The following is a 20,153-nucleotide window of genomic DNA, read 5'->3' on the forward strand; positions in this document are numbered from 1 at the left end:
GGCTGGTTCGCTTTGCCCATGAAAAAAGGGCCTGCATCGACGCAGGCCCTTGGGCATTGAATGGGCGGAGCTTCAGAGCACCGAGGCGGCCGTATAGAGACGGGTCGAGCGTGCGCCTGAACGGCAAAAGGCCAGGATGGGCTTGGGCAGGCTGTTCAGCAGCTGATGGAACTGCACGATATCTTCCGGTGACTGGTAGCTGCCGCTGACCGGCAGATGGCGGTACTCCAGACCGGCAGCTCGTGCGGCTGCTTCCATTTGCGCCGTAGTGGGCTGATCCGGGCCGCCTTCGAAGTCAGGGCGGTTGTTGATCACGCTGCGGAAACCGGCTTGTGCCGCCAAGGCCATGGCCTCGGGTTGCAGCTGTGGCGAGACGCAGAAATCGGGGGCGATGGTTTGCGCGGGCAGGCTCATGGCAGGGCTTCGTCCCGGAATCACTGGCTCAGAGCTTGCTTGACCGCGGCCGAGACCAGGCCCATATCGGCCTTGCCTGCCAGCTGCGCCTTCACGGCGCCCATGACCTTGCCCATATCGCCCGGTCCCTTGGCGCCCAGCTCAGCGACGATGGCTTGCACGGCGGCTGCCACTTCCTCCGCCGACATGCGTTGCGGCAGGTAGGGCTCCAGCACTTGCAACTCTGCCTGCTCCTTCTCAGCGAGGTCAGGGCGGCCGCCCGCGCTGAACTGGCTGATCGAGTCTTTGCGCTGCTTGATCAGCTTGTCGACGATGGCGATCACACCGGCTTCGTCCAGTTCCACGCGTTCATCGACTTCTTTTTGCTTGATGGCGGCGAGCAGACCCCGAATGGTGGTCAGGCGCTCGCTGTCCTTGGCGCGCATGGCGGCCTTCATGTCGTCGGTGATGCGGTCTTTCAAGCTCATGGCAAATCCTGGGTGTCTTGGAATAGGTGGGTGCGTTGCACGCGGGACCAACGTGCTCTCGGCGCGCAGTGTGCCTGCGTTTGCGCAGGTTCGAGATCAAAAAAAACCCGCTACAGCGTCCTGTGCGGGTTTTTTCGGCCGTGTAGCGGTTCCAGAGGAACTGCCGAGGCAATCAGGCGATCAGTACAGCTTCTTCGGCAGCTGCATGCTGCGAACGCGCTTGTAGTGACGCTTGACGGCGGCTGCCTTCTTGCGCTTACGCTCAGCCGTGGGCTTCTCGTAAAACTCGCGGGCGCGCAGGTCGGTCAGCAGGCCCAGTTTTTCGATGGTGCGCTTGAAACGGCGCAGGGCCACATCAAACGGCTCGTTCTCTTTGACGCGAATCGTGGTCATGAAAAGGTAGTTCCTTCAATATGCGCTCGGTGTTCGCCAAGTACTTCATTCAAGACATTTTGAATTCAGTGTCTGAAACGGCTTATCCGGATTCCGCTTCAGAAGCGTTGCGAATCGACGCGCAGGTTTGCCAGCAAAGACGAAGATTGTAGCCTGATTTTCAAGCGATTGCGGTATTTGCATGCAAAGAGCGCGCGCAGGCCGCCGCGCTGGCCCAGGCCCACTGGAAGTTATAGCCTCCCAGCCAGCCGGTGACGTCCACCACTTCGCCGATGAAATACAGGCCCGGCACCCGTTTGCTCTCCATGTTCTGCGAGTTCAGCTCGCGCGTGTCGACGCCGCCGCGCATCACCTCGGCCTTGCGCCAACCCTCGCTGCCGTTGGGAATCAGCGACCAGGCTTGCAGCTGTTGCGCCAGGTTCTGCAGGTCTTTGTCCTTGCATTCCGGCATGGGACGCTGGCTGGCGAGGCCCAGGCGTTCCAGCCAGGCCTGGGCCAGGCGTTGCGGGAACAGGCTGGCCAGTTCGTTGCCCAGCTGCCGCTTGGATTCCCGCTTGGCGCTCTGCAGCAAGGGCAGCAGCTTGTGCTCGGGCGCCAGATCGATCTGCAAGGCTTGGCCCTCGGTCCAGAAGCTGGAGATTTGCAGGATGGCCGGGCCGCTCAGGCCGCGGTGGGTGAAGAGCAGGTCCTCCAGAAAACGCGCCTTGACCTTGCCCTGGCCGGTGCTGACCGCGACCGGCAGTGACAGGCCCGCCAGCGCCGAAAAGGGCGCCCAAGCCTGCTCGTCGAAGGTCAGTGGCACCAGGGCCGGGCGGGGCTCGACGATGGCATGACCGAAGCGCTTGGCCAGGCGCAGGCCCCAATCGGTGGCGCCGATCTTGGGCACGGGCAGGCCGCCTGTGGCCACCACCACCGAGTGCGCGCGCACCTGCCCGCGCGTGGTGTGCAGCTCGAATCGGGCCGCCGAGGCCTCTGTCGATTCGGCGCTCAGGGTCTGCAGCTCTTGCACGCTGCATGGCTGCCAGCGCTCCACGCCGCCGGCCGCACATTCCTTGAGCAGCATCTGGATGATCTGGTCGCTGGAGTCGTCGCAGAACAGCTGGCCCTTGTGCTTTTCGTGGAAGGCGATGCCGTGCTTTTGCACCAGGGCAATGAAGTCCTGGCTGCTGTAGCGCGCCAGGGCCGAGCGGCAGAAGGCGGGGTTGTCGGAGAGAAAATTGGCCGGGCCGACGTCGCGGTTGGTGAAGTTGCAGCGGCCGCCGCCCGAAATGCGAATCTTTTCGGCCACGCGCTCGGCATGGTCGATCAGCAGCACCTTGAGGCCACGTTGACCGGCTTGGCCGGCACAAAAGAGTCCGGCGGCGCCGGCGCCGATGATGACGAGGTCGAAATGCATGAATGGGGTGACTGTGTTCGGGGCGGAAAGATGCGCTGTGCCCGGGGGGGGAAATCTGTTGCGTCAATGCCGCGCCTGCCCCTCGTTGATGCGGCGAGAACTGCAAGGCATTGCAAAGAGTGCAGCAATTGTCCCGCAGCCGCAGCCTCGGTCCTTGAGATGGCTCTGGAGAGGCCGATATCGCTTGAATACGGCGCTGGGCGTGATCTAGGGACGAACCGTGAAGAAATTTGCATTTGGATCGACCAGAGCCCTGGCCGCACTTCGCTAGGATGCAAGCTGTTGCCAAGTTAGGGGGAGAACCCCGGGCCTGTGCACACTTGCTTGATTCGCGGGCGCGAAGCCATCTACAGTGCCCGAAAGCTTGCGCGGTTCCCCAAAATGGCGCGCGAGTGAGCGAAGGTCTCGCTGGCCTGCTCGTCCCGTCAGCCTGTGTGCGTCGACCCTGAATGATTGAACGACTGAGACCTCATGAACAATCCAGCCGCCCCTGACCACGCCGTGCCACCCGCTCAGGGCAGTTTGGCTCATTGGTTGGCCGGGCATGGGGCGGTGGCCAGCGACATGGGGGCGACCCTGCTCAGCTTGATCGAGCCGCTGAACTTGCTGGCTGCCATCAAATCCCTGGCCACGGGCCGCTATGTGTTCGCCAGCCCGGGCCTGGACCGCTTGTTCGAGCGCAGCGAAAGCTCGGTGGTGGGCAGCGTTGACAACGACCTGATGCGCGCCGAGGAAGTGGTGGCCATGCGCCGCGTCGAGCAGGCGGTGATGGCGCAGCGCTCGGTCACTGTGAGCGAGCATCGCCTGGAGTTGGGCGGGCGCCGGCGCGAGTTCACCGTCACCCGGGCCGCCTTGGGCACCGAATTTGTGCTGTCTGTCTGGCAAGAACGCACCGAAGAGCGGCACCGCGAAAGCCATTTACAGCGTGCCCTGCAGCAACTGGAGCAGCAGCAAAAGGCGCTCGAGCAGATCCGCCGAGAGCTGCAGCAGGGCAGCGGCCGCGACGAGGTCTCGGGCCTCTACTTGCAGGCGCAGTTCGACGACGCGCTGCTGCGTGAAATCGACCTCTCGACCCGTGAGCATCGCGAATTCGCTCTGGTCATCATTGCCCTGGACCCGGCGCCCGCCGCCATCCAGGCCTTGGGCGAAGAGGCCAATCAGCGTCTGCTCGAGGGCATGGGTCGCATGCTGCGCGCCAACACCCGCGCCATGGATGCGGCCTGCCGTGTCGGCCACAGCCGCTTTGCCGTCTTGCTGTCGGGTGTGGGCCTGGCCACGGCGCATGCGCGCATGGAGCAGCTGCGTCGCCAGTGCATGGCGCAGATCATCGTGCTGAACGGCCAGGACATGGGCTTGTCCTTGTCCATGGGCGTGTGCAGCTTCCCGCACACGGCTTCCAAGCAGGACGAGCTCTGGAACGCCAGCGAAGCAGCCGTGCACGAAGCCCAGCGTAGGGGCGGCAATCAGGTGGTCTTGGCCTCGATCCCCTTCGGCGCTTGAGCCTGCATCCAGTGACCTGGCTCGGGCTCTAGCCTAGCAGCGACAGGATCACCGACCATTCGTCCGGCGTGACCGGCGTGATTGACAAGCGGCTGCCTGGCTGCAGCAAGCGCATGCTGGCCAGGCGCGGCTCGGCGCGCAGCTCGGCCAGGCTCAGCAGCCTCGTCTTGCGCTCGAAGCGCACATCCACATGCAGCCAGCGCGGTGACTCGACCGTGGCTTTGGCGTCGAAGTAGGGGCTGGCCGGATCGAACTGCGTGGCATCGGGGTAGGCCGGGCTGGCGACGCGAGCCAGGCCGGCAATGCCGATCTGCTCCGGCTTGGGGCAGGACGAGTGATAGAACAGCACGCCATCACCTAACTGCATCTGATCGCGCATGAAGTTGCGTGCCTGGTAGTTGCGCACGCCCACCCAGGGCAGTTGCTGACCCGGCGCCTGCGCCAGATCATCGATGGAGCATTCCGAAGGTTCGGACTTCATCAGCCAGTAGTTCATGGGCGGACTCATGGTCAGGCGCGAGGTCAGGCGCAGGGTCAATCGGCCGCTGGCGCCAGCTTGGGCAATCCAGCGAAGCACAAACACAAACGGCCCGTGAGGGGCCGTTTGCATGCTGGAAAAAGGTGTCCACCGCGAACCGTGAGCCGCATTCCTGAACCCAGGGGGATTCAGGTGGGCGAGGTCAACCGAACTTCGGGTTCATCTGACGCGAGACGATCACACCAGCTGGGCAATGTTCCAAGCCCTTGCTCATAGAGCATCGGTTCAAGGAAATATAGAGCTCACGCGAATGCGATGGACGCCTGCATTCTACGGCGAGCCGGCCGCTTGCCGACGGAGTTCAGAGCAATTGTCCGTCGTGGCCCAGGGCTTCATCGAGGCGGCGGATCAGGCCGTCGAGATCGGGCAGGTCGGCGCCGTTGGGCGCCGTGACCGCGCTGCGCGCAGCCGGCGCACTGGTTGGCTTCTCCTCCGCCAGTTGATAGGCCAGGTTCAGGGCCGCCAGCACGGCGATGCGTTCGCGCGCCTTGACGCGGCCGGCGTCACGGATGGCGCTCATTTCCTTGTCGACCTGGCTGACGGCCTTGCTCAGCGCCGCTTCTCCACCCTCGGGGCAGCCCAGCAGATAACTCTGCCCCATGATGGTCACTTCCATTTGCTTCATGGACTATTCTTTCCAGATTCACTTTCGACGGGCAGGCGTTCCAGCAAGGCATCGATGCGCGCACGCGCGGCATTCAGGCGCGAGCGCTGGCTGTCGCGCTCCTGGCTCAGCGCCTGAACCTGCTCCTGAAGCAGCGCATTGGTGCGCTTCAACTCTTCGTGGCGCAACAGCAACCGCTCGACGCGGTCGATCAAGTCGTTGAGGCTTGGCATGGTTTCCCGTGGCTCCCTAGGGCTTTTTCGGAACAGTTCCTACTCTGGCAAGCCGGGATTGTAGGCGGCGGCCCTCGTCACAAAATGTAGCGACGCTGCAGCTCTCACACATGGGCGCGCGGGCCTTGCAGACGTAGCGGCCATGCAGGATCAGCCAGTGGTGCGCATCGATCAGAAACTCCTCGGGAATGCGCTTGAGCAGGCCTTGCTCCACCGCCAGCGGTGTCTTGCCGGGCGCCAGGCCGGTGCGGTTGCCGAGGCGGAACAAATGCGTGTCCACCGCCATGGTCGGCTCGCCGAAGGCGACATTGAGCACCACATTGGCGGTCTTGCGGCCGACGCCGGGCAGGGCCTCGAGCGCCTCGCGGGTGCGTGGAACCTGGCCGCCATATTGCTCGACCAGGATCTGGCAGGTGGCGATCAGGTGCCGCGCCTTGCTGCGGTACAGGCCGATGGTGCGGATGTACTCGCTCAGGCCGTCTTCGCCCAGGGCCAGGATTTTCTGCGGCGTGTTGGCCACCGGGAACAGGCGCCGTGTGGCCTTGTTGACGCCGACATCGGTGGCCTGGGCCGAGAGCAGCACCGCCGCGAGCAGCTCGAACACGCTGCTGTACTCCAGCTCGGTCTGTGGACTGGGGTTGGCGGCGCGCAGCGTGGAGAAAAAACCGTGTATCTGTTGCGCGTTCATGAGGCGCGATTGTGCCCGTGGCTCGGCCTCGCAGCCGAGCCTGGTTCAGCATTGGCGTTGCGCTCGCGCACGGGCCAGGGCGGCCTGGATCACGGCGCGCTTGCGCTCAAGATCATCGGGTGCGGTCAGCTTGGAGGCGGCAGCCAGATCGGCCAGCTTGGCTTCGGCCTTGGCCTGCAGGCGGGCGGCGTTGTCGCGCAGCTCGCGCTCGGCTTTGAACTGGTGGAAGCCGTAGCGATCGCGCGCAGCATCGGCTTGCGCCGGGCTCCAGGCCGACCAGCCGGTCTGCTCACCCGTGACCGGGCGCATGGAAATGCAATCCACCGGGCAGGCTGGCACGCAGAGCTCGCAGCCCGTGCATTGCTCAGCCACGATCAGGTGCATTTGCTTGGGCGCGCCGACGATGCAATCGACCGGGCAGGCCTTGATGCACAGCGTGCAGCCGATGCACCAGGCTTCGTCGATCACGGCCAGTGCTCGCGGCCCTTCCTGGCCATGCTCTACGCTCAAGGGCAACACGGGGCGGCCGGTCAGGGCGGCCAGGCGCGCCACGCCCTCGCTGCCGCCCGGCGGGCATTGGTTGATGCCGGCTTCGCCGTGGGCCACTGCCTCGGCATAGGCGCGGCAATCCACATAGCCGCAGCGGGTGCACTGGGTCTGGGGCAGGGCGGCGTCGATGCGCGCCGTCAGCTCGGCCAGCAGGGAGCTGGCCTCGGTCTTCTCGATCAGGCTCAAGGTTTGGCGCGGCTTTCTCGGGGCTTGCGCGCCTTGCTGACGGTGGCCTGGGCTTGCGCTTCGGCGGCGGCTTCACCGTGGTCGTACTTGGCGATGAAGTTGCGCACCTCGGGGTAGACCTTCTCGCGCCAGCGGCGGCCGGAGAAGATGCCGTAGTGGCCGGCGCCGATGGCGTCGTAGTGGTACTGGTGCTCGGGTGGGATGCCGGCGCACAGGGCATGGGCGGCGCGGGTCTGGCCGGCGCCGGAGATGTCGTCCAGCTCGCCTTCCACGGTCAGCAAGGCGGTGCCTTGAATGTCCTGGGGGCGCACGAACTGCCCATTGACCTTCCAGGTACCGTTGACCAGGGCGAAATCCTGGAACACGGTCTTGATGGTGTCCAGGTAGTACTCGGCCGGCATGTCCAGCACGGCGTTGTATTCGTCGTAGAACTTGCGGTGGGCATCGGCGCCATCGTCATCGCCGCGGACCAGGTCTAGGAAATAGTCGTAGTGCGAGCTCAGGTGGCGGTCCGGGTTCATGGCCACAAAGCCGGTGTGCTGCAGGAAGCCCGGGTAGACGGCGCGGCCGGCACCGGGGAAATTGGTCGGCACGCGATAGATCACGTTCGACTCGAACCAGCTGAAGCTGCGGTTCATGGCCAGGTTGTTGACGGCGGTCGGGCTCTTGCGGGCGTCGATGGGGCCGCCCATCATGGTCATGCTGCGTGGCGTGGTTTCGCCATTGCTGGCCATCAGGGAGATGGCCGCCAGCACGGGCACGGTGGGCTGGCAGACCGAGATCACATGGCAATCGGGGCCCAGGTGGCGGATGAACTCCTGCACGTAGGCGATGTAGTCGTCGAGGTGGAAGGGGCCTTCCTCCAGTGCGACCATGCGCGCATCGGTCCAGTCGGTGATGTAGACCTTGTGCTCTTTCAGCAGCTGCTTGACGGTGTCGCGCAGCAAGGTGCTGTGGTGGCCGGAGAGCGGCGCCACGACCAGCACGGTGGGCTGGTCCTTCATCTCGGTCAGCACCTGCAGATTGTCGGTGTAGCGCTTGAAGCGCAGCAGGCGGCAGAAGGGCTTGGTGATGGGCACCAGCTCCTGCACCGCCACCTCGGTTCCGCTGACCTCGACGCTGCGGATGTCGAACTCCGGCTTTTCGTAATCCTTGGCCAGGCGGTGCATCAGGTCGAGGCCGGCCGACACCCGTTGCGCCATGGGCGTGTGCGCGAACGGCGACAGCGGGTGGCTGTAAAGCTTGGCGGAGGCGGCGGCGAACTCCGAGAACGGGCTCATCAGCGCGCGCTGGGTTTCAAAAAGCTGGTACAGCATGGGTGGGCCTCGGGGTCATGGCGCACAGCGTCGCAGGGGAGGGCGGGGCTGCGCTGGGTTGCTGAAGCTCGATCTTGCCTGAAATCTTTTGTGCAGCGCAGCATTTTACCGCGCGCGGCACAGCGGCATGGTCGGCTATTAGCGGTGAAAAGCGTGACAGCTCGCAGCGAACAAACCCGAAATTGTGCGCAGGACGCCCGAAAACCGGGCGTCCTGCGAGCGTCTCGCCCGAGCTGAGGGTCTCAGCCGCGCAGCACCGCCGCCATGGCTGCGGCCACGGCCGGCAGGTTCTTCTCGTTCAGCGCGGCTACGCAGATGCGGCCCGAATCCACACCATAAATGCCGAACTCGCTGCGCAGGCGCTGCATCTGGGCAGCGCTCAGGCCCGAGTAGCTGAACATGCCTTTCTGGCGGGTGACGAAGCTCAGGTCCTGGCTGACGCCTGCGGCCTGCAAGGCGCTGACCAGGGCCGAGCGCATGGCGCGGATGCGCAGCCGCATGCCTGCCAGTTCTTCTTCCCACAGGGCACGCAGTGCCGGGCTGGACAGCACGGTGGCCACCACCTGAGCGCCATGCGTCGGCGGGTTGGAGTAGTTGGTGCGGATGACGATCTTGAGTTGGCTCAGCACGCGGCTGGCTTCTTCACCCGAGGCGCAGACCACGCTCAGCGCACCGACACGCTCGCCGTAGAGCGAGAAGCTCTTGGAAAAGCTGGTCGAAACAAAGAAGTTCAGGCCGGAAGCCAGGAACTGCTGGATGACGGCGCCGTCTTCGGCAATGCCTTCGCCGAAACCTTGGTAGGCCATGTCCAGGAAGGCGACCAAGCCGCGGGCCTTGACCACCTCGACCACCTGGCTCCACTGGACCGGGGTCAGGTCGTAGCCGGTGGGGTTGTGGCAGCAGGCGTGCAGCACGACAACCGTGCCGGCTGCGGCGCTGTTCAGCGCAGCCAGCATGCCTTCGAAGTTGACGCCCAGATTCGCGGCGTCGAAGTAGGGGTAGGTCTCGACTTGGAAGCCGGCGTTGCTGAACAGGGCGCGGTGGTTTTCCCAGGAAGGGTCGGAGATCAGCACGCGGGCGCCGGGGTTCAGGCGCTTGAGGAAATCGGCGCCGATCTTGAGGCCGCCGGTGCCGCCTATGGCTTGCACGGTGGCCACGCGCTTTTCCGCCAGCACGGCGCTGTCTGCGCCGAAGACCAGGCCTTGCACGGCCTTGTCGTAGGCGGCGATGCCGTCGATGGGCAGGTAACCGCGGGCCTTGGGGTCGGCCAGCATGGCGCGCTCGGCCTCGGCCACGCATTTCAGCAGGGGCAGCTTGCCGTTTTCGTCAAAGTAGACGCCCACGCCCAGGTTCACCTTGGCCGGATTCGGATCGGCATTGAATTGTTCGTTGAGGCCCAGGATGGGGTCACGGGGGGCCATTTCGACGGCGGCAAACAAGGACATGGAAGCTTCCTGACAGGACGGTGGCATGAACAAACGGGCGCGTTTGCTGGGGCTTGCTGCGGCGCGGCTTGGCCTGCGCTACCCTTGCGTGTTGCCCAGCCTTGCGATTTTAGGTGGGCAAACCCTCGGTACTCGGCGCCTGCGCCCCTTGCTTTTCTCTCCCGACCCGGTCTCCACCCATGCAAGATTCAGACAGCCTCACTGACAACGCTCCCGATGCTGCGCAAGCACCCAAGGGTGAGTTCGTGTCTTTCGAAGGCTCGCCGTTCCAGCTGTTTCAGCCCTTTCCGCCGGCCGGGGACCAGCCCACGGCGATTGCGCAGCTGGTGGAAGGTATCAATGACGGCCTCAGCTACCAGACCCTGCTGGGCGTGACCGGTTCGGGCAAGACCTTCACCATGGCCAATGTGATCGCCCGCCTTGGGCGGCCGGCCATCATCTTTGCCCCCAACAAAACCCTGGCGGCCCAGCTCTACAGCGAGTTCCGCGATTTCTTTCCCAACAATGCGGTCGAGTATTTCGTCAGCTACTACGACTACTACCAGCCCGAAGCCTATGTGCCGCAACGCGACCTGTTCATCGAGAAGGACAGCGCCATCAACGAACACATCGAGCAACTGCGTCTCTCGGCCACCAAGAGCCTGATGGAGCGGCGTGATGTGGTCATCGTCGCCTCGGTGTCGGCCATCTACGGCATCGGCAACCCCAGCGACTACCACCAGATGGTGATGACCCTGCGCAACGGCGACAAGCTGGGTCAGCGCGATGTGATCGCCCAGCTGATCCGCATGCAGTACACCCGCAACGAGCTGGAATTCACGCGCGGCGCTTTCCGCGTGCGCGGCGACACCATCGATGTTTTCCCGGCCGAGCATTCGGAGCTGGCCCTGCGCATCGAGCTCTTCGATGATGAAATCGAGACCCTGCAGCTCTTCGATCCGCTGACCGGCAAGATCCGCCAGAAGATTCCTCGCTTCACCGTCTACCCGAGCAGCCATTACGTCACGCCGCGCGAGAAAGTGCTGGGCGCGATGGAGACCATCAAAGAGGAGCTGCGCGAGCGCCTGGGTTTCTTCGTCAAGGAAGGCAAGCTGGTCGAGGCGCAACGCCTGGAGCAGCGCACCCGTTTCGACCTGGAAATGCTGCAGGAGGTGGGGCACTGCAAGGGGATCGAAAATTACACCCGGCATTTGTCCGGCGCCGCGCCGGGCGAGCCGCCGCCGACCCTGGTGGACTACCTGCCCAGCGATGCCCTGATGTTCCTGGACGAGAGCCATGTGCTGATCGGCCAGTTCGGCGGCATGTACAACGGCGACCGGGCGCGCAAGACCACGCTGGTGGAGTATGGCTTTCGCCTGCCTTCGGCCCTGGACAATCGGCCGCTCAAGTTCGATGAGTTCGAGCGCAAGATGCGCCAGGCCGTGTTCGTCTCGGCCACGCCGGCGGCCTATGAGCAGCAGAACGCTGGCCAGGTGGTCGAGCAGGTGGTGCGCCCGACCGGCTTGGTTGATCCCATCGTCGAGGTGCGCCCGGCCACTCACCAGGTGGACGATGTGCTGCAGGAAATCCGCGAGCGCGTCGAGGCCAACGACCGGGTGCTGATCACGGTGCTGACCAAACGCATGGCCGAACAGCTGACCGATTACTTGAGCGACAACGGCGTCAAGGTCCGCTACCTGCATTCGGATGTGGACACGGTCGAGCGGGTGGAGATCCTGCGCGATTTGCGCTTGGGCGCGTTCGATGTGCTGGTCGGCATCAACCTGCTGCGCGAAGGCCTGGACATCCCCGAGGTGTCCCTGGTTGCCATCCTCGATGCCGACAAGGAAGGCTTCTTGCGCTCGGAGCGCAGCTTGATCCAGACCATCGGCCGGGCCGCTCGCAACCTCAATGGCAAGGCGATTCTGTATGCCGATCGGGTCACCGAGTCCATGCGCAAGGCCATGGGCGAGACCGAGCGCCGCCGCAGCAAGCAGCTGGCATTCAACGAGGCCCATGGCATCACGCCGCGCAGCATCAACAAGCGCATCAAGGATTTGATCGACGGCGTGTACTCAGAAAAGAGCGGTCGCGACGATCAAAAGCTGCTGCAGGTGGCGGAGGTGGAGCAGATGTCCGAGAAAGACCTCAGCAAGCGCATCGCCCTGCTGGAAAAGCAGATGCTCGAGCATGCGCGTAATCTGGAGTTCGAAAAGGCCGCGCGCGTGCGCGACCAGCTGGCCCAGCTGCGGGAGCAGGCCTTCGGTGCCGTGGTGCACGACAATATCGGCTGACGCAGCCGGCCTCGCTCTCGGCCACAGGCGGCGTGAAGCCCTGGCAAAACCTGCGGTTTTGCCTGCCCCCAGCAAAGTGCTCAGTAATTGAGTAAAATTGTCGGAAATAGACCCGGGTTAACCCTTCAGGCTTCGGCCAAGGGCGCCCGGATCGAGGTGGCAGCTGTCGGCGCTTGGCGCGGTGGTTGCCCTGGGTCTTTCGGACATGAGTTCGGGCAAAAGGAGAGTGTGATGCGTCTCACCACCAAAGGTCGCTTTGCCGTCACGGCAATGATCGATCTGGCCTTGCGTGAAAACGGTGGCCCGGTCGCCTTGGCGGCCATCAGCCAACGGCAGCAGATTTCGCTGTCCTATCTGGAGCAACTGTTCGGCAAGCTGCGCCGCCACGAGCTGGTGGAAAGCACCCGCGGGCCGGGCGGTGGCTATTCGCTGGGCCGCAAATCCAGCGAAATCACCGTGGCCGACATCATCGTGGCCGTGGACGAGCCCATCGATGCCACCGGCTGCGGCGGCAAGGAAAACTGCATGGGCGAGGACACCGGCCGCTGCATCACGCACGAGCTCTGGACCAGCCTGAATGCCAAGATGATCGAGTACCTCGATTCGGTCTCCCTGCGCAAGCTGGTGGAAGACCAGCTGGCCAAGGGCGTGACCATCGAGGAGTCGCCGATGAAGCGCGCGATTTCCTCCACGCCGGTGGTCAAACCCATCCGCATCACTGCGCCCAATTCGGTTTTTGCCTTGGGCAACGCCTTCACCAAGTAAGCCGCCATCCGCGACCACGCCAGCAGGGCAGGCGCTTTGGGCCTGCTCAGCTGGCGGAGCCAGTCGGAACAAAAGTCAGAACAAAAAGAGCATTTCTCGAACATGGACATGACCCCGCATTTCCCCATCTATCTCGACTACGGCGCCACCACCCCGGTGGATCCTCGTGTGGTCAGCGCCATGGTGCCCTGGCTCAGCGAGCATTTCGGCAACCCTGCGTCGCGCAGCCACGCCTGGGGTTGGGAGGCGGAGGCCGTGGTTGAGAAATCGCGCGAGCAGGTGGCCGCCCTGATCGGTGCGGACCCGCGCGAAATCGTATGGACCTCGGGTGCGACCGAGTCCATCAACCTGGCCATCAAGGGCGCGGCCCAGTTCTACAAGACCCGCGGCAAGCACATCATCACGCTCAAGACCGAGCACAAGGCGGTGCTGGACACCTGCCGTGAGCTGGAGCGCCAAGGTTTTGAAGTCACTTACCTGGATGTGCAGGCCGATGGCTTGCTGGACATCGAGGCCTTCAAAGCGGCGATCCGCCCGGACACCATCCTGGCTTCGGTGCTGTACGTCAGCAACGAGATCGGCGTGATCCAGGACATCCCGGCCATCGGCGCCATCTGCCGCGAGCGCGGCATCATCTTCCACGTCGACGCCGCTCAGGCCACCGGCAAGATTGCGATCAACCTGGCCGAGCTGCCGGTCGATCTGATGAGCCTGGCTTCGCACAAGACCTATGGCCCCAAGGGCATTGGTGCCCTGTTCGTGCGTCGCAAGCCGCGCGTGCGCCTGGAAGCGCAGATGCACGGTGGTGGCCAGGAGCGCGGCATGCGCTCGGGCACCTTGGCGACACACCAGATCGTGGGCATGGGCGAGGCCTACCGCATCGCCAAGGAAGAAATGGCGAGCGAAGGCGAGCGCATCCGCATGTTGCACGATCGCCTGCTGAACGGTCTCAAGGACATTGAGCAGGTCTTCGTCAACGGCAATCTCGAGCGCCGTGTGCCGCACAACCTGAACATGTCCTTCAACTATGTGGAGGGCGAGTCTCTGATCATGGGCGTCAAGGGCTTGGCGGTGTCTTCGGGTTCGGCCTGCACCTCGGCCAGCCTGGAGCCCAGCTATGTGCTGCGCGCCCTGGGGCGCAGCGACGAGCTGGCGCATTCCTCGCTGCGCATGACCATCGGCCGCTTCACCACCGTGGAAGAGATCGATTACGCCATCGCGACCCTGAAGGACCGCGTGGCCAAGCTGCGCGAGCTGTCGCCGCTGTGGGATATGTACAAGGACGGCATCGATCTCAGCACCATCCAGTGGGCCGCCCACTGACCGACCGATCACAGCCCGCGGCCGATTGAAGTTGGCAGCAGGCTTGGTTCAGCGCCTTTCGATGAGACGTTGATCCGCCAACAGCTAGGAGAAAAATCATGGCATACAGCGAAAAAGTCGTTGATCACTACGAAAACCCGCGCAATGTCGGCGCCTTCGAAAAGGGCGACGAGTCGGTCGGCACCGGCATGGTCGGTGCGCCGGCTTGCGGTGATGTGATGAAGCTGCAGATCAAGGTCAATCCGGCCACCGGCTTGATTGAAGACGCGAAGTTCAAGACCTATGGCTGCGGCTCGGCCATTGCATCAAGCTCGCTCGTGACCGAATGGGTCAAGGGTAAGAGCCTGGATCAGGCTCTGGCCATCAAAAACACCCAGATCGCCGAAGAGTTGGCCCTGCCGCCGGTGAAGATCCACTGCTCCATCCTGGCCGAGGACGCCATCAAGGCGGCCGTGGACGACTACCGCGCCAAGCACACGCAGTAAGGACGGCGCCATGTCAGTGACCGTGACCGAAGCCGCCGCACGCCATGTGACGCGCTACATCAGCAAGCGCGGCCGCGGCGTCGGCGTGCGCCTGGGCGTCAAGACCACCGGCTGCTCCGGCCTAGCCTACAAGCTGGAGTACGCCGACGAGGTGGCCCCCGAGGACGTGATCTTCGAAGGCCATGGCATCAAGATCCTGATCGATCCCAAGAGCCTGCCTTATCTGGACGGCACCGAGCTGGACTTTGTCCGCGAGGGCCTGAACGAGGGCTTCAAGTTCCGCAACCCGCGCGAGAAAGACCGCTGCGGCTGCGGCGAGTCCTTCCGCGTGTAATACAGTGCTGCGCCGCGCGAGCGGTGCAGGCCAGGAGGGCGCGGCGTCGGTCCGCGCTTTTTTCATGGCCGAAGCCAAGTGTCGGCCGCTCTGCGCCCGCCGCAAGATTTGAAAAGCCCGAGACCTGTTCCATGAAACTCGATGACGACGACTTCAGCCTGTTCGGCCTGCCGCAGCGGCAGACCCAGGATCGTGCCGCCATCGATGCCAGCTGGAAGGCCTTGCAGGCCCAGGTCCACCCCGACCGTTTTGCGGCCCAGGGCGCCGCGGCGCAGCGCCTGAGCGCGCAGTGGGCGATGCGGGTCAATGAGGCGCACCAGCGCTTGCGTGATCCGCTCAAGCGCGCGGCCTACCTGTGTGAGCTGCGCGGTGTGCCTTTGCAGATCCACGAGAACACCCGCATGCCCACGGCCTTCCTGATGGAACAGATGGCCTGGCGCGAGGCCCTGGACGAAGCGCAAGACCTGGCCGAAGTGGAGGCATTGGATGCCGAGGTGGCAACGCGCGAGCATGAACTGCTGGCCGAGGTGCAGCGCCTGCTCGATGCCGACGCCGACACCGATATGGCCGCCGCCACCGCTGCCGCCGCCCAGCAGGTGAGGGCGCTGATGTTCATTCACCGATTCCGTTCCGATCTCGATCGACGCCTGGAAGCCCTAGGACAATAAGACATGGCTTTGCTGCAAATTTCCGAACCGGGCCAGTCGCCCAATCCGCACGAGCGTCGCATCGCGGTGGGCATTGACCTGGGCACCACCCACTCTCTGGTGGCCGCCGTGCGTCACGGTGTGGCCGAGTGCCTGCCCGATGAGCAGGGCCAGGTGATCCTGCCCTCGGCCGTGCGCTACCTGGAAGAAGGCCGCCGCCAGATCGGTGCCGCCGCGCTGGCCGCGCAAGCCGAGGACCCGGTCAACACCATCGTTTCGGTCAAGCGTTTCATGGGCCGCGGCCTGGCGGATGTGGCCGAGCGCGGCCAGCTGCCCTATGAATTCGAAGACACGCCGGGCATGCTGTCCCTGCGCACCCGCGATGGCCTGAAGTCGCCGGTGGAGATCTCGGCCGAGATCCTGGCCACCTTGCGCTTCCGTGCCGAGGACAGCTTTGCCGACGATGTGTTCGGTGCGGTGATCACCGTGCCCGCTTATTTTGACGACGCGCAGCGCCAGGCCACCAAGGATGCGGCCCAGCTGGCCGGCCTGAATGTGCTGCGCCTGATCAACGAGCCCACGGCCGCGGCCATTGCCTACGGCTTGGACAACGCCAGCGAAGGGCTTTATGCCGTCTACGACCTCGGCGGCGGCACCTTCGACATCTCTTTGCTGCGCCTGAGTCGCGGTGTGTTCGAGGTGGTGGCCACCGGCGGCGATGCCGCCCTGGGCGGCGATGATTTCGACCGCGTCCTCGCCGATTGGGCGCTGGCGCAGAGCGGCCTGCAGCTGAGCTCGGCCCATGACAAACGTGCGGTTCTGGTGGCGGCGCGTGCTGCCAAGGAGCAGCTTTCCGGTGTCGACAGCGTGCTGCTGCGGGCGTCTTTGGATGCCGGAGCGCTGGAAGTGCGAGTGTCTCGCAGCCAATTCGAAGCCCTGGCCCAGCCGCTGCTGGCCCGCACGCTGAGCGCCGTCAAGCGCGTGCTGCGCGACGCCAAGGTGCGGGCCGATGAGGTACAGGGCACCGTCATGGTGGGTGGCTCCACCCGCATGCCTTGCGTGCGCGCGGCGGTGAGTGCATTGTTCGGCCGCGAGGTGCTGACCAATCTGAACCCCGATGAGGTCGTGGCCCAGGGCGCCGCCATTCAGGCCAACCAACTGGCCGGCAATGCGGCCGATGGCGACATCCTCCTGCTGGACGTGATCCCGCTCTCGCTCGGCCTGGAAACCATGGGCGGCCTGGTCGAGCGCATCATCGAGCGCAACGCCACCATCCCCGTGGCCCAGGCGCAGGACTTCACCACTTTCAAAGACGGCCAAACTGCCATGGCCCTGCATGTGCTGCAGGGTGAGCGCGAGCTGGTCAGCGAATGCCGTTCGCTGGCGCGCTTCGAGCTGCGCGGCATCCCGCCCATGGTGGCCGGCGCGGCGCGCATCCGCGTGACCTTCCAGGTCGATGCCGATGGCCTGCTCAGCGTCGCTGCCAAGGAACTGGGTTCGGGCGTGGAGGCCACCATCCAGGTCAAGCCCAGCTACGGCCTCAGCGACGAGCAGATCGCCGGCATGCTCAAGGATGGCTTTGCCAGCGCCGAATCCGACATGACGGCACGCAAGCTGCGCGAGGCGCGTGTCGAGGCCGAGCGCATGCGCCTGGCCACGCTGTCGGCCCAGGCCGCCGACGGCGATCTGCTGTCCGAAGCCGAGCAGGCCGATATTGCCGGCCTCTTGCAGGCGATGGCGCAGGCGGCCGATGGCGAGGATGCCGATGCCATCACCGCCGCCGTCGAAGCCCTGGCCAAGGGCACCGAAGCCTTTGCCGCCGCGCGCATGAACCGCGGCATTCACAAGGCCTTGACCGGCCGCAGCGTCGACCAGATCTGAGCCGGCGCGCCGCGCCAGGAGAGCCCCATGCCTGTCATCAAGATTCTTCCCCACGCCGAGTACTGCCCCGAGGGCAAGACGGTCAACGCACCGGCCGGCACCTCGATCTGCGAGGCGCTGCTGGACAACCAGATCGCCATCGAGCACGCCTGTGACATGGTCTGCGCCTGCACCACCTGCCATGTGATCGTGCGCGAAGGCATGGCCTCCCTGTCCGAGATGGAGGAGGGCGAGGAGGACATGCTGGATCGCGCCTGGGGCTTGGAGCCCGATTCGCGCCTGAGCTGCCAGGCCATCCTGGGTCAGAAGGACGTCACCATCGAGATTCCCAAGTACTCGATCAACCACGCCAAAGAAGGCCACTGAGCGCGGCCATGCTGGTTCTGGGATTCGAATCCTCCTGCGACGAGACCGGGGTGGCGCTGGTCGAGGTGCCGGCTGCCGGCGCGCCCCAGCTGCGCGCCCAGGCCCTGCACAGCCAGATCCGCATGCACCAGGCCTACGGCGGCGTGGTGCCAGAGCTGGCTTCGCGGGACCACATCCGACGCGTGTTGCCGCTGACGCGTGAGGTGCTGTCGCAGGCCCAGGTGGCTTTGAGCGACATCGATGTCATCGCCTACACCCAGGGCCCCGGCCTCGCTGGCGCCTTGCTGGTGGGCGCCGGTGTGGCCGTGGCCATGGCGGCGGCGCTGGACAAGCCCACCGTGGGCGTTCATCACCTTGAGGGGCATTTGCTGTCACCGTTTCTGTCGGTCGATCCGCCGGAGTTTCCTTTTGTGGCCTTGTTGGTGTCCGGCGGGCACACCCAGCTGATGCGGGTGGACGATGTCGGCCAGTACCAGATGCTGGGCGAGACCATCGACGACGCCGCAGGTGAAGCCTTTGACAAGAGCGCCAAGCTGCTGGGCCTGCCCTATCCGGGCGGCCCGCATCTGGCTCAGCTGGCCGAACAGGGCGACCCGACGGCCTTTGATCTGCCGCGGCCCATGCTCAAGAGCGGCAAGCCCGATTTCAGCTTTGCCGGCCTGAAAACGGCGGTGCTGACCCAGGTGAAGCGCCTGGGCGAGGTGCCGACCGAGCAGCAAAAGGCCGATCTGGCCGCCAGCACGCAGGCGGCCATCGTCGAGCTGCTGCTGCGCAAATCCTTGCTGGCCTTGAAAGAGACCGGGCTCAAGCGCCTGGTGGTGGCTGGCGGCGTGGGGGCCAACCGGCATCTGCGTGAGCAGCTCAATGCGGCCTGCGCCAAGCGTCAGATCCGGGTGCACTACCCGGAGCTGAGCTTGTGCACCGACAACGGCGCCATGATCGCCATGGCCGCCGCGATGCGCTTGCAGCGTGGCATGGCCAGCTTGCGCCCGGGCGCGGGCTTTGAGGTGCGGCCTCGCTGGACGCTGGGCGCGGCTTGAGCGTCGCGCACCTGCACGCCCGGCTTGGCCTCAGCTGACGATCAGCTGGGTCGGGCCGCTGGCCTGCAGCTTGCTCAGCTTCAGTGTCAGCACGCCGTTTTCGAGCTTGGCGCTGCATTCGTTCTGGTTCAGCTCCTGCGGCAGCTGCAGGCTGCGCGAGAAGCGTGTGGCGGCCCGTTCGCGGTGCAGCAGCTTTTCACCTTCGGCCAGTTCCGGGTCGCGGGTTTGTTCGGCGTCGATGCTGACGCGGCGGCCCTCGATGCTGATCTTCACGGCCTCCTTGCTCACGCCCGGCAGATCCAGCAGCACGGTGTAGCCGCTCGCACTTTCGCTGACATCGAGCGCCGGGCTGCGCAGGGCCAGGGCCTGAGGGTCCTGGGTGAACAGGCGCTCGATCTGGCCGCCGACACGGTGGCGCTCCAGTTGGCGGGACAGTTCGGCGGCATGGCGGGCGACGGGAATCACAAACATGGCAGTCTCCTGGGCTGGGCTCCGAGCGGCGCTCGGCGGTATTGGGTTTCGATCCATTTCGGCGGGCCTGGCGGCGCGCCGAACTCCTTGGGGGAGGGGTGAATCAGCCGTCTTGCGCTGGGTCTCGCATCCCCTTGCAGCTTCAATTGCGCCTGGGTTTTTGCCTTTCAAGGGGCTGAAAAAATTCTCCGCCGGCCCTCTTGCTGACGGAGTCGTCGTCGCCATATGTCGACGCTTGGCCGCAATCTTGGAGCCGCGGGCGACTGGGGCTCTGAGGTGGCCTTGTAACTCTGGGCTATAATCCGAGAGTTTTGTCTCTTCCGGCTTTGGATCTGGGTGGGGCAAAGCCGCTGAGGTGACGCAACAAGACCGTGGCAACACGGACTTGCAGGTCGCAGCAGCGAAGCACGGCCCGGGTCGGTTTCACCCGGGACCGCAAGTGAAACCATGGAAACCGTCTGTGTCTGGCTCAAGCCTGTTCTTGAGTCGCCGGCGGCTTCCGACAACAGGAACGCGCACATGTCAGTCGCCGATATCAACAAAGCAGAAATCGTTCAATCGAACGCCCGCAGCGCCAACGACACCGGCTCGCCGGAAGTCCAAGTGGCCCTGCTCACAGCCCGTATCAACGCGCTGACCCCCCACTTCAAGGCCAATATGAAGGACCACCACGGTCGTCGCGGCCTGCTGAAGATGGTCAACACCCGCAAGAGCCTGCTGGCCTACCTGAAGGCCAAGGACGCAACGCGCTACACCGCGCTGATCCAGAAGCTGGGCCTGCGCAAGTAATTTGCCGTTGAGATCAAAGAGCCTGTCTGGGTTGTTCGTCCAGTACAGGC

Annotated in this window: 23 protein-coding genes and 1 other RNA gene; 11 read left to right on the forward strand and 13 right to left on the reverse strand. The window is 64.7% G+C overall.

Features of this window, described 5'->3' with window-relative positions; translation table 11 throughout:
- Positions 1 to 72 precede the first annotated feature (72 nt).
- From C1O66_RS22880 to C1O66_RS22895, 4 genes are all read right to left on the reverse strand, one after another.
- Entirely contained in the window at positions 73 to 414 is a 342-nt protein-coding gene (locus C1O66_RS22880) for a protein tyrosine phosphatase family protein (protein ID WP_102770297.1), read from the reverse strand.
- 20 nt (positions 415 to 434) lie between these two features.
- Entirely contained in the window at positions 435 to 881 is a 447-nt protein-coding gene (locus tag C1O66_RS22885) for a GatB/YqeY domain-containing protein (RefSeq protein WP_102770298.1), read from the reverse strand.
- A gap of 180 nt (positions 882 to 1,061) precedes the next feature.
- A complete protein-coding gene (gene rpsU, locus C1O66_RS22890; RefSeq protein WP_007833691.1) occupies positions 1,062 to 1,274 on the reverse strand; it encodes a 30S ribosomal protein S21 in 213 nt (70 codons plus the stop codon).
- Positions 1,275 to 1,434: 160 nt separating this feature from the next.
- The gene (locus C1O66_RS22895) at positions 1,435 to 2,670 is read right to left on the reverse strand and encodes a BaiN/RdsA family NAD(P)/FAD-dependent oxidoreductase (protein WP_102770299.1); all 1,236 of its coding nucleotides are present in this window, start codon (positions 2,668 to 2,670) and stop codon (positions 1,435 to 1,437) included.
- A 471-nt stretch (positions 2,671 to 3,141) separates the two neighbouring features.
- Here C1O66_RS22895 and C1O66_RS22900 point away from each other — a divergent pair, with 471 nt between their 5' ends.
- A complete protein-coding gene (locus tag C1O66_RS22900) occupies positions 3,142 to 4,170 on the forward strand; it encodes a GGDEF domain-containing protein (protein WP_102770300.1) in 1,029 nt (342 codons plus the stop codon).
- A 28-nt stretch (positions 4,171 to 4,198) separates the two neighbouring features.
- Here the strand turns inward: C1O66_RS22900 and C1O66_RS22905 are convergent, their stop codons facing one another.
- The 8 genes from C1O66_RS22905 to C1O66_RS22935 form a co-directional block, all read right to left on the reverse strand.
- Entirely contained in the window at positions 4,199 to 4,666 is a 468-nt protein-coding gene (locus C1O66_RS22905) for an EVE domain-containing protein (RefSeq protein ID WP_102770454.1), read from the reverse strand.
- Positions 4,667 to 4,788: 122 nt separating this feature from the next.
- Positions 4,789 to 4,973, reverse strand: a non-coding RNA gene (gene ssrS / locus C1O66_RS24780) — 6S RNA.
- Positions 4,974 to 5,009: 36 nt separating this feature from the next.
- Positions 5,010 to 5,333 (reverse strand): cell division protein ZapA, encoded by a 324-nt coding sequence (locus C1O66_RS22910; protein ID WP_102770301.1) that lies wholly within the window; start codon positions 5,331 to 5,333, stop codon positions 5,010 to 5,012.
- Positions 5,330 to 5,545, reverse strand: a complete 216-nt coding sequence (gene zapB / locus C1O66_RS22915) for a cell division protein ZapB (protein ID WP_102770302.1) — start codon at positions 5,543 to 5,545, stop codon at positions 5,330 to 5,332. Before zapB ends, C1O66_RS22910 begins: the two co-directional genes overlap by 4 nt.
- Positions 5,546 to 5,561: 16 nt before the next feature.
- Entirely contained in the window at positions 5,562 to 6,233 is a 672-nt protein-coding gene (gene nth / locus C1O66_RS22920; protein ID WP_102770303.1) for an endonuclease III, read from the reverse strand.
- A gap of 45 nt (positions 6,234 to 6,278) precedes the next feature.
- Positions 6,279 to 6,968, reverse strand: coding sequence for an electron transport complex subunit RsxB (rsxB, locus tag C1O66_RS22925; protein WP_243392934.1), 690 nt, complete (start codon positions 6,966 to 6,968; stop codon positions 6,279 to 6,281).
- Positions 6,965 to 8,284, reverse strand: a complete 1,320-nt coding sequence (locus C1O66_RS22930) for a polyhydroxyalkanoate depolymerase (protein WP_102770304.1) — start codon at positions 8,282 to 8,284, stop codon at positions 6,965 to 6,967. The genes rsxB and C1O66_RS22930 overlap by 4 nt, the downstream gene beginning before the upstream one ends.
- A gap of 242 nt (positions 8,285 to 8,526) precedes the next feature.
- Positions 8,527 to 9,729, reverse strand: a complete 1,203-nt coding sequence (locus C1O66_RS22935; protein WP_102770305.1) for an amino acid aminotransferase — start codon at positions 9,727 to 9,729, stop codon at positions 8,527 to 8,529.
- 179 nt (positions 9,730 to 9,908) lie between these two features.
- Between C1O66_RS22935 and uvrB the strand changes: the two genes are divergently transcribed.
- The 9 genes from uvrB (at position 9,909) to tsaD (ending at position 18,843) form a co-directional block, all read left to right on the forward strand.
- On the forward strand, positions 9,909 to 12,002 hold the full coding sequence (uvrB, locus tag C1O66_RS22940; protein ID WP_102770306.1) for an excinuclease ABC subunit UvrB: 2,094 nt from the start codon (positions 9,909 to 9,911) through the stop codon (positions 12,000 to 12,002).
- Between the two features lie 231 nt (positions 12,003 to 12,233).
- The gene (locus C1O66_RS22945) at positions 12,234 to 12,767 is read left to right on the forward strand and encodes a Fe-S cluster assembly transcription factor (RefSeq protein ID WP_102770307.1); all 534 of its coding nucleotides are present in this window, start codon (positions 12,234 to 12,236) and stop codon (positions 12,765 to 12,767) included.
- Between the two features lie 102 nt (positions 12,768 to 12,869).
- Positions 12,870 to 14,090 (forward strand): IscS subfamily cysteine desulfurase, encoded by a 1,221-nt coding sequence (locus tag C1O66_RS22950; RefSeq protein WP_102770456.1) that lies wholly within the window; start codon positions 12,870 to 12,872, stop codon positions 14,088 to 14,090.
- 98 nt (positions 14,091 to 14,188) lie between these two features.
- Complete coding sequence (gene iscU / locus C1O66_RS22955; protein WP_102770308.1) at positions 14,189 to 14,575, forward strand: Fe-S cluster assembly scaffold IscU; 387 nt, start codon at positions 14,189 to 14,191, stop codon at positions 14,573 to 14,575.
- 10 nt (positions 14,576 to 14,585) lie between these two features.
- A complete protein-coding gene (gene iscA / locus C1O66_RS22960; RefSeq protein ID WP_102770309.1) occupies positions 14,586 to 14,909 on the forward strand; it encodes an iron-sulfur cluster assembly protein IscA in 324 nt (107 codons plus the stop codon).
- Between the two features lie 131 nt (positions 14,910 to 15,040).
- Positions 15,041 to 15,577 (forward strand): Fe-S protein assembly co-chaperone HscB, encoded by a 537-nt coding sequence (gene hscB / locus C1O66_RS22965; RefSeq protein WP_102770310.1) that lies wholly within the window; start codon positions 15,041 to 15,043, stop codon positions 15,575 to 15,577.
- A gap of 3 nt (positions 15,578 to 15,580) precedes the next feature.
- Positions 15,581 to 17,437: a Fe-S protein assembly chaperone HscA gene (hscA, locus tag C1O66_RS22970; protein ID WP_102770311.1), complete on the forward strand. Its 1,857-nt coding sequence runs from the start codon at positions 15,581 to 15,583 to the stop codon at positions 17,435 to 17,437.
- A gap of 27 nt (positions 17,438 to 17,464) precedes the next feature.
- Entirely contained in the window at positions 17,465 to 17,803 is a 339-nt protein-coding gene (gene fdx / locus C1O66_RS22975) for an ISC system 2Fe-2S type ferredoxin (protein ID WP_102770312.1), read from the forward strand.
- A gap of 8 nt (positions 17,804 to 17,811) precedes the next feature.
- On the forward strand, positions 17,812 to 18,843 hold the full coding sequence (tsaD, locus tag C1O66_RS22980; protein ID WP_102770313.1) for a tRNA (adenosine(37)-N6)-threonylcarbamoyltransferase complex transferase subunit TsaD: 1,032 nt from the start codon (positions 17,812 to 17,814) through the stop codon (positions 18,841 to 18,843).
- Positions 18,844 to 18,873: 30 nt separating this feature from the next.
- Here tsaD and C1O66_RS22985 read toward each other — a convergent pair whose 3' ends face one another.
- The gene (locus C1O66_RS22985) at positions 18,874 to 19,314 is read right to left on the reverse strand and encodes an Hsp20/alpha crystallin family protein (protein WP_165794750.1); all 441 of its coding nucleotides are present in this window, start codon (positions 19,312 to 19,314) and stop codon (positions 18,874 to 18,876) included.
- 519 nt (positions 19,315 to 19,833) lie between these two features.
- Here C1O66_RS22985 and rpsO point away from each other — a divergent pair.
- Positions 19,834 to 20,103 (forward strand): 30S ribosomal protein S15, encoded by a 270-nt coding sequence (gene rpsO, locus C1O66_RS22990; RefSeq protein WP_102770315.1) that lies wholly within the window; start codon positions 19,834 to 19,836, stop codon positions 20,101 to 20,103.
- Positions 20,104 to 20,153 lie beyond the last annotated feature (50 nt).

Origin of the sequence: Paucibacter aquatile, from assembly GCF_002885975.1 — a bacterium.
In the GTDB taxonomy this organism is placed as follows: Bacteria; Pseudomonadota; Gammaproteobacteria; order Burkholderiales; family Burkholderiaceae_C; genus Paucibacter_A; species Paucibacter_A aquatilis.

Coding starts and splice junctions, on each gene's coding strand:
- C1O66_RS22880 (WP_102770297.1), bottom strand. CDS start 414: ATGAGCCTGCCCGCGCAAACCATCGCCCCCGATTTCTGCGTCTCGCCA.
- C1O66_RS22885 (WP_102770298.1), bottom strand. CDS start 881: ATGAGCTTGAAAGACCGCATCACCGACGACATGAAGGCCGCCATGCGC.
- rpsU (WP_007833691.1), bottom strand. CDS start 1,274: ATGACCACGATTCGCGTCAAAGAGAACGAGCCGTTTGATGTGGCCCTG.
- C1O66_RS22895 (WP_102770299.1), bottom strand. CDS start 2,670: ATGCATTTCGACCTCGTCATCATCGGCGCCGGCGCCGCCGGACTCTTT.
- C1O66_RS22900 (WP_102770300.1), top strand. CDS start 3,142: ATGAACAATCCAGCCGCCCCTGACCACGCCGTGCCACCCGCTCAGGGC.
- C1O66_RS22905 (WP_102770454.1), bottom strand. CDS start 4,666: ATGAACTACTGGCTGATGAAGTCCGAACCTTCGGAATGCTCCATCGAT.
- C1O66_RS22910 (WP_102770301.1), bottom strand. CDS start 5,333: ATGAAGCAAATGGAAGTGACCATCATGGGGCAGAGTTATCTGCTGGGC.
- zapB (WP_102770302.1), bottom strand. CDS start 5,545: ATGCCAAGCCTCAACGACTTGATCGACCGCGTCGAGCGGTTGCTGTTG.
- nth (WP_102770303.1), bottom strand. CDS start 6,233: ATGAACGCGCAACAGATACACGGTTTTTTCTCCACGCTGCGCGCCGCC.
- C1O66_RS22930 (WP_102770304.1), bottom strand. CDS start 8,284: ATGCTGTACCAGCTTTTTGAAACCCAGCGCGCGCTGATGAGCCCGTTC.
- C1O66_RS22935 (WP_102770305.1), bottom strand. CDS start 9,729: ATGTCCTTGTTTGCCGCCGTCGAAATGGCCCCCCGTGACCCCATCCTG.
- uvrB (WP_102770306.1), top strand. CDS start 9,909: ATGCAAGATTCAGACAGCCTCACTGACAACGCTCCCGATGCTGCGCAA.
- C1O66_RS22945 (WP_102770307.1), top strand. CDS start 12,234: ATGCGTCTCACCACCAAAGGTCGCTTTGCCGTCACGGCAATGATCGAT.
- C1O66_RS22950 (WP_102770456.1), top strand. CDS start 12,870: ATGGACATGACCCCGCATTTCCCCATCTATCTCGACTACGGCGCCACC.
- iscU (WP_102770308.1), top strand. CDS start 14,189: ATGGCATACAGCGAAAAAGTCGTTGATCACTACGAAAACCCGCGCAAT.
- iscA (WP_102770309.1), top strand. CDS start 14,586: ATGTCAGTGACCGTGACCGAAGCCGCCGCACGCCATGTGACGCGCTAC.
- hscB (WP_102770310.1), top strand. CDS start 15,041: ATGAAACTCGATGACGACGACTTCAGCCTGTTCGGCCTGCCGCAGCGG.
- hscA (WP_102770311.1), top strand. CDS start 15,581: ATGGCTTTGCTGCAAATTTCCGAACCGGGCCAGTCGCCCAATCCGCAC.
- fdx (WP_102770312.1), top strand. CDS start 17,465: ATGCCTGTCATCAAGATTCTTCCCCACGCCGAGTACTGCCCCGAGGGC.
- tsaD (WP_102770313.1), top strand. CDS start 17,812: ATGCTGGTTCTGGGATTCGAATCCTCCTGCGACGAGACCGGGGTGGCG.
- C1O66_RS22985 (WP_165794750.1), bottom strand. CDS start 19,314: ATGTTTGTGATTCCCGTCGCCCGCCATGCCGCCGAACTGTCCCGCCAA.
- rpsO (WP_102770315.1), top strand. CDS start 19,834: ATGTCAGTCGCCGATATCAACAAAGCAGAAATCGTTCAATCGAACGCC.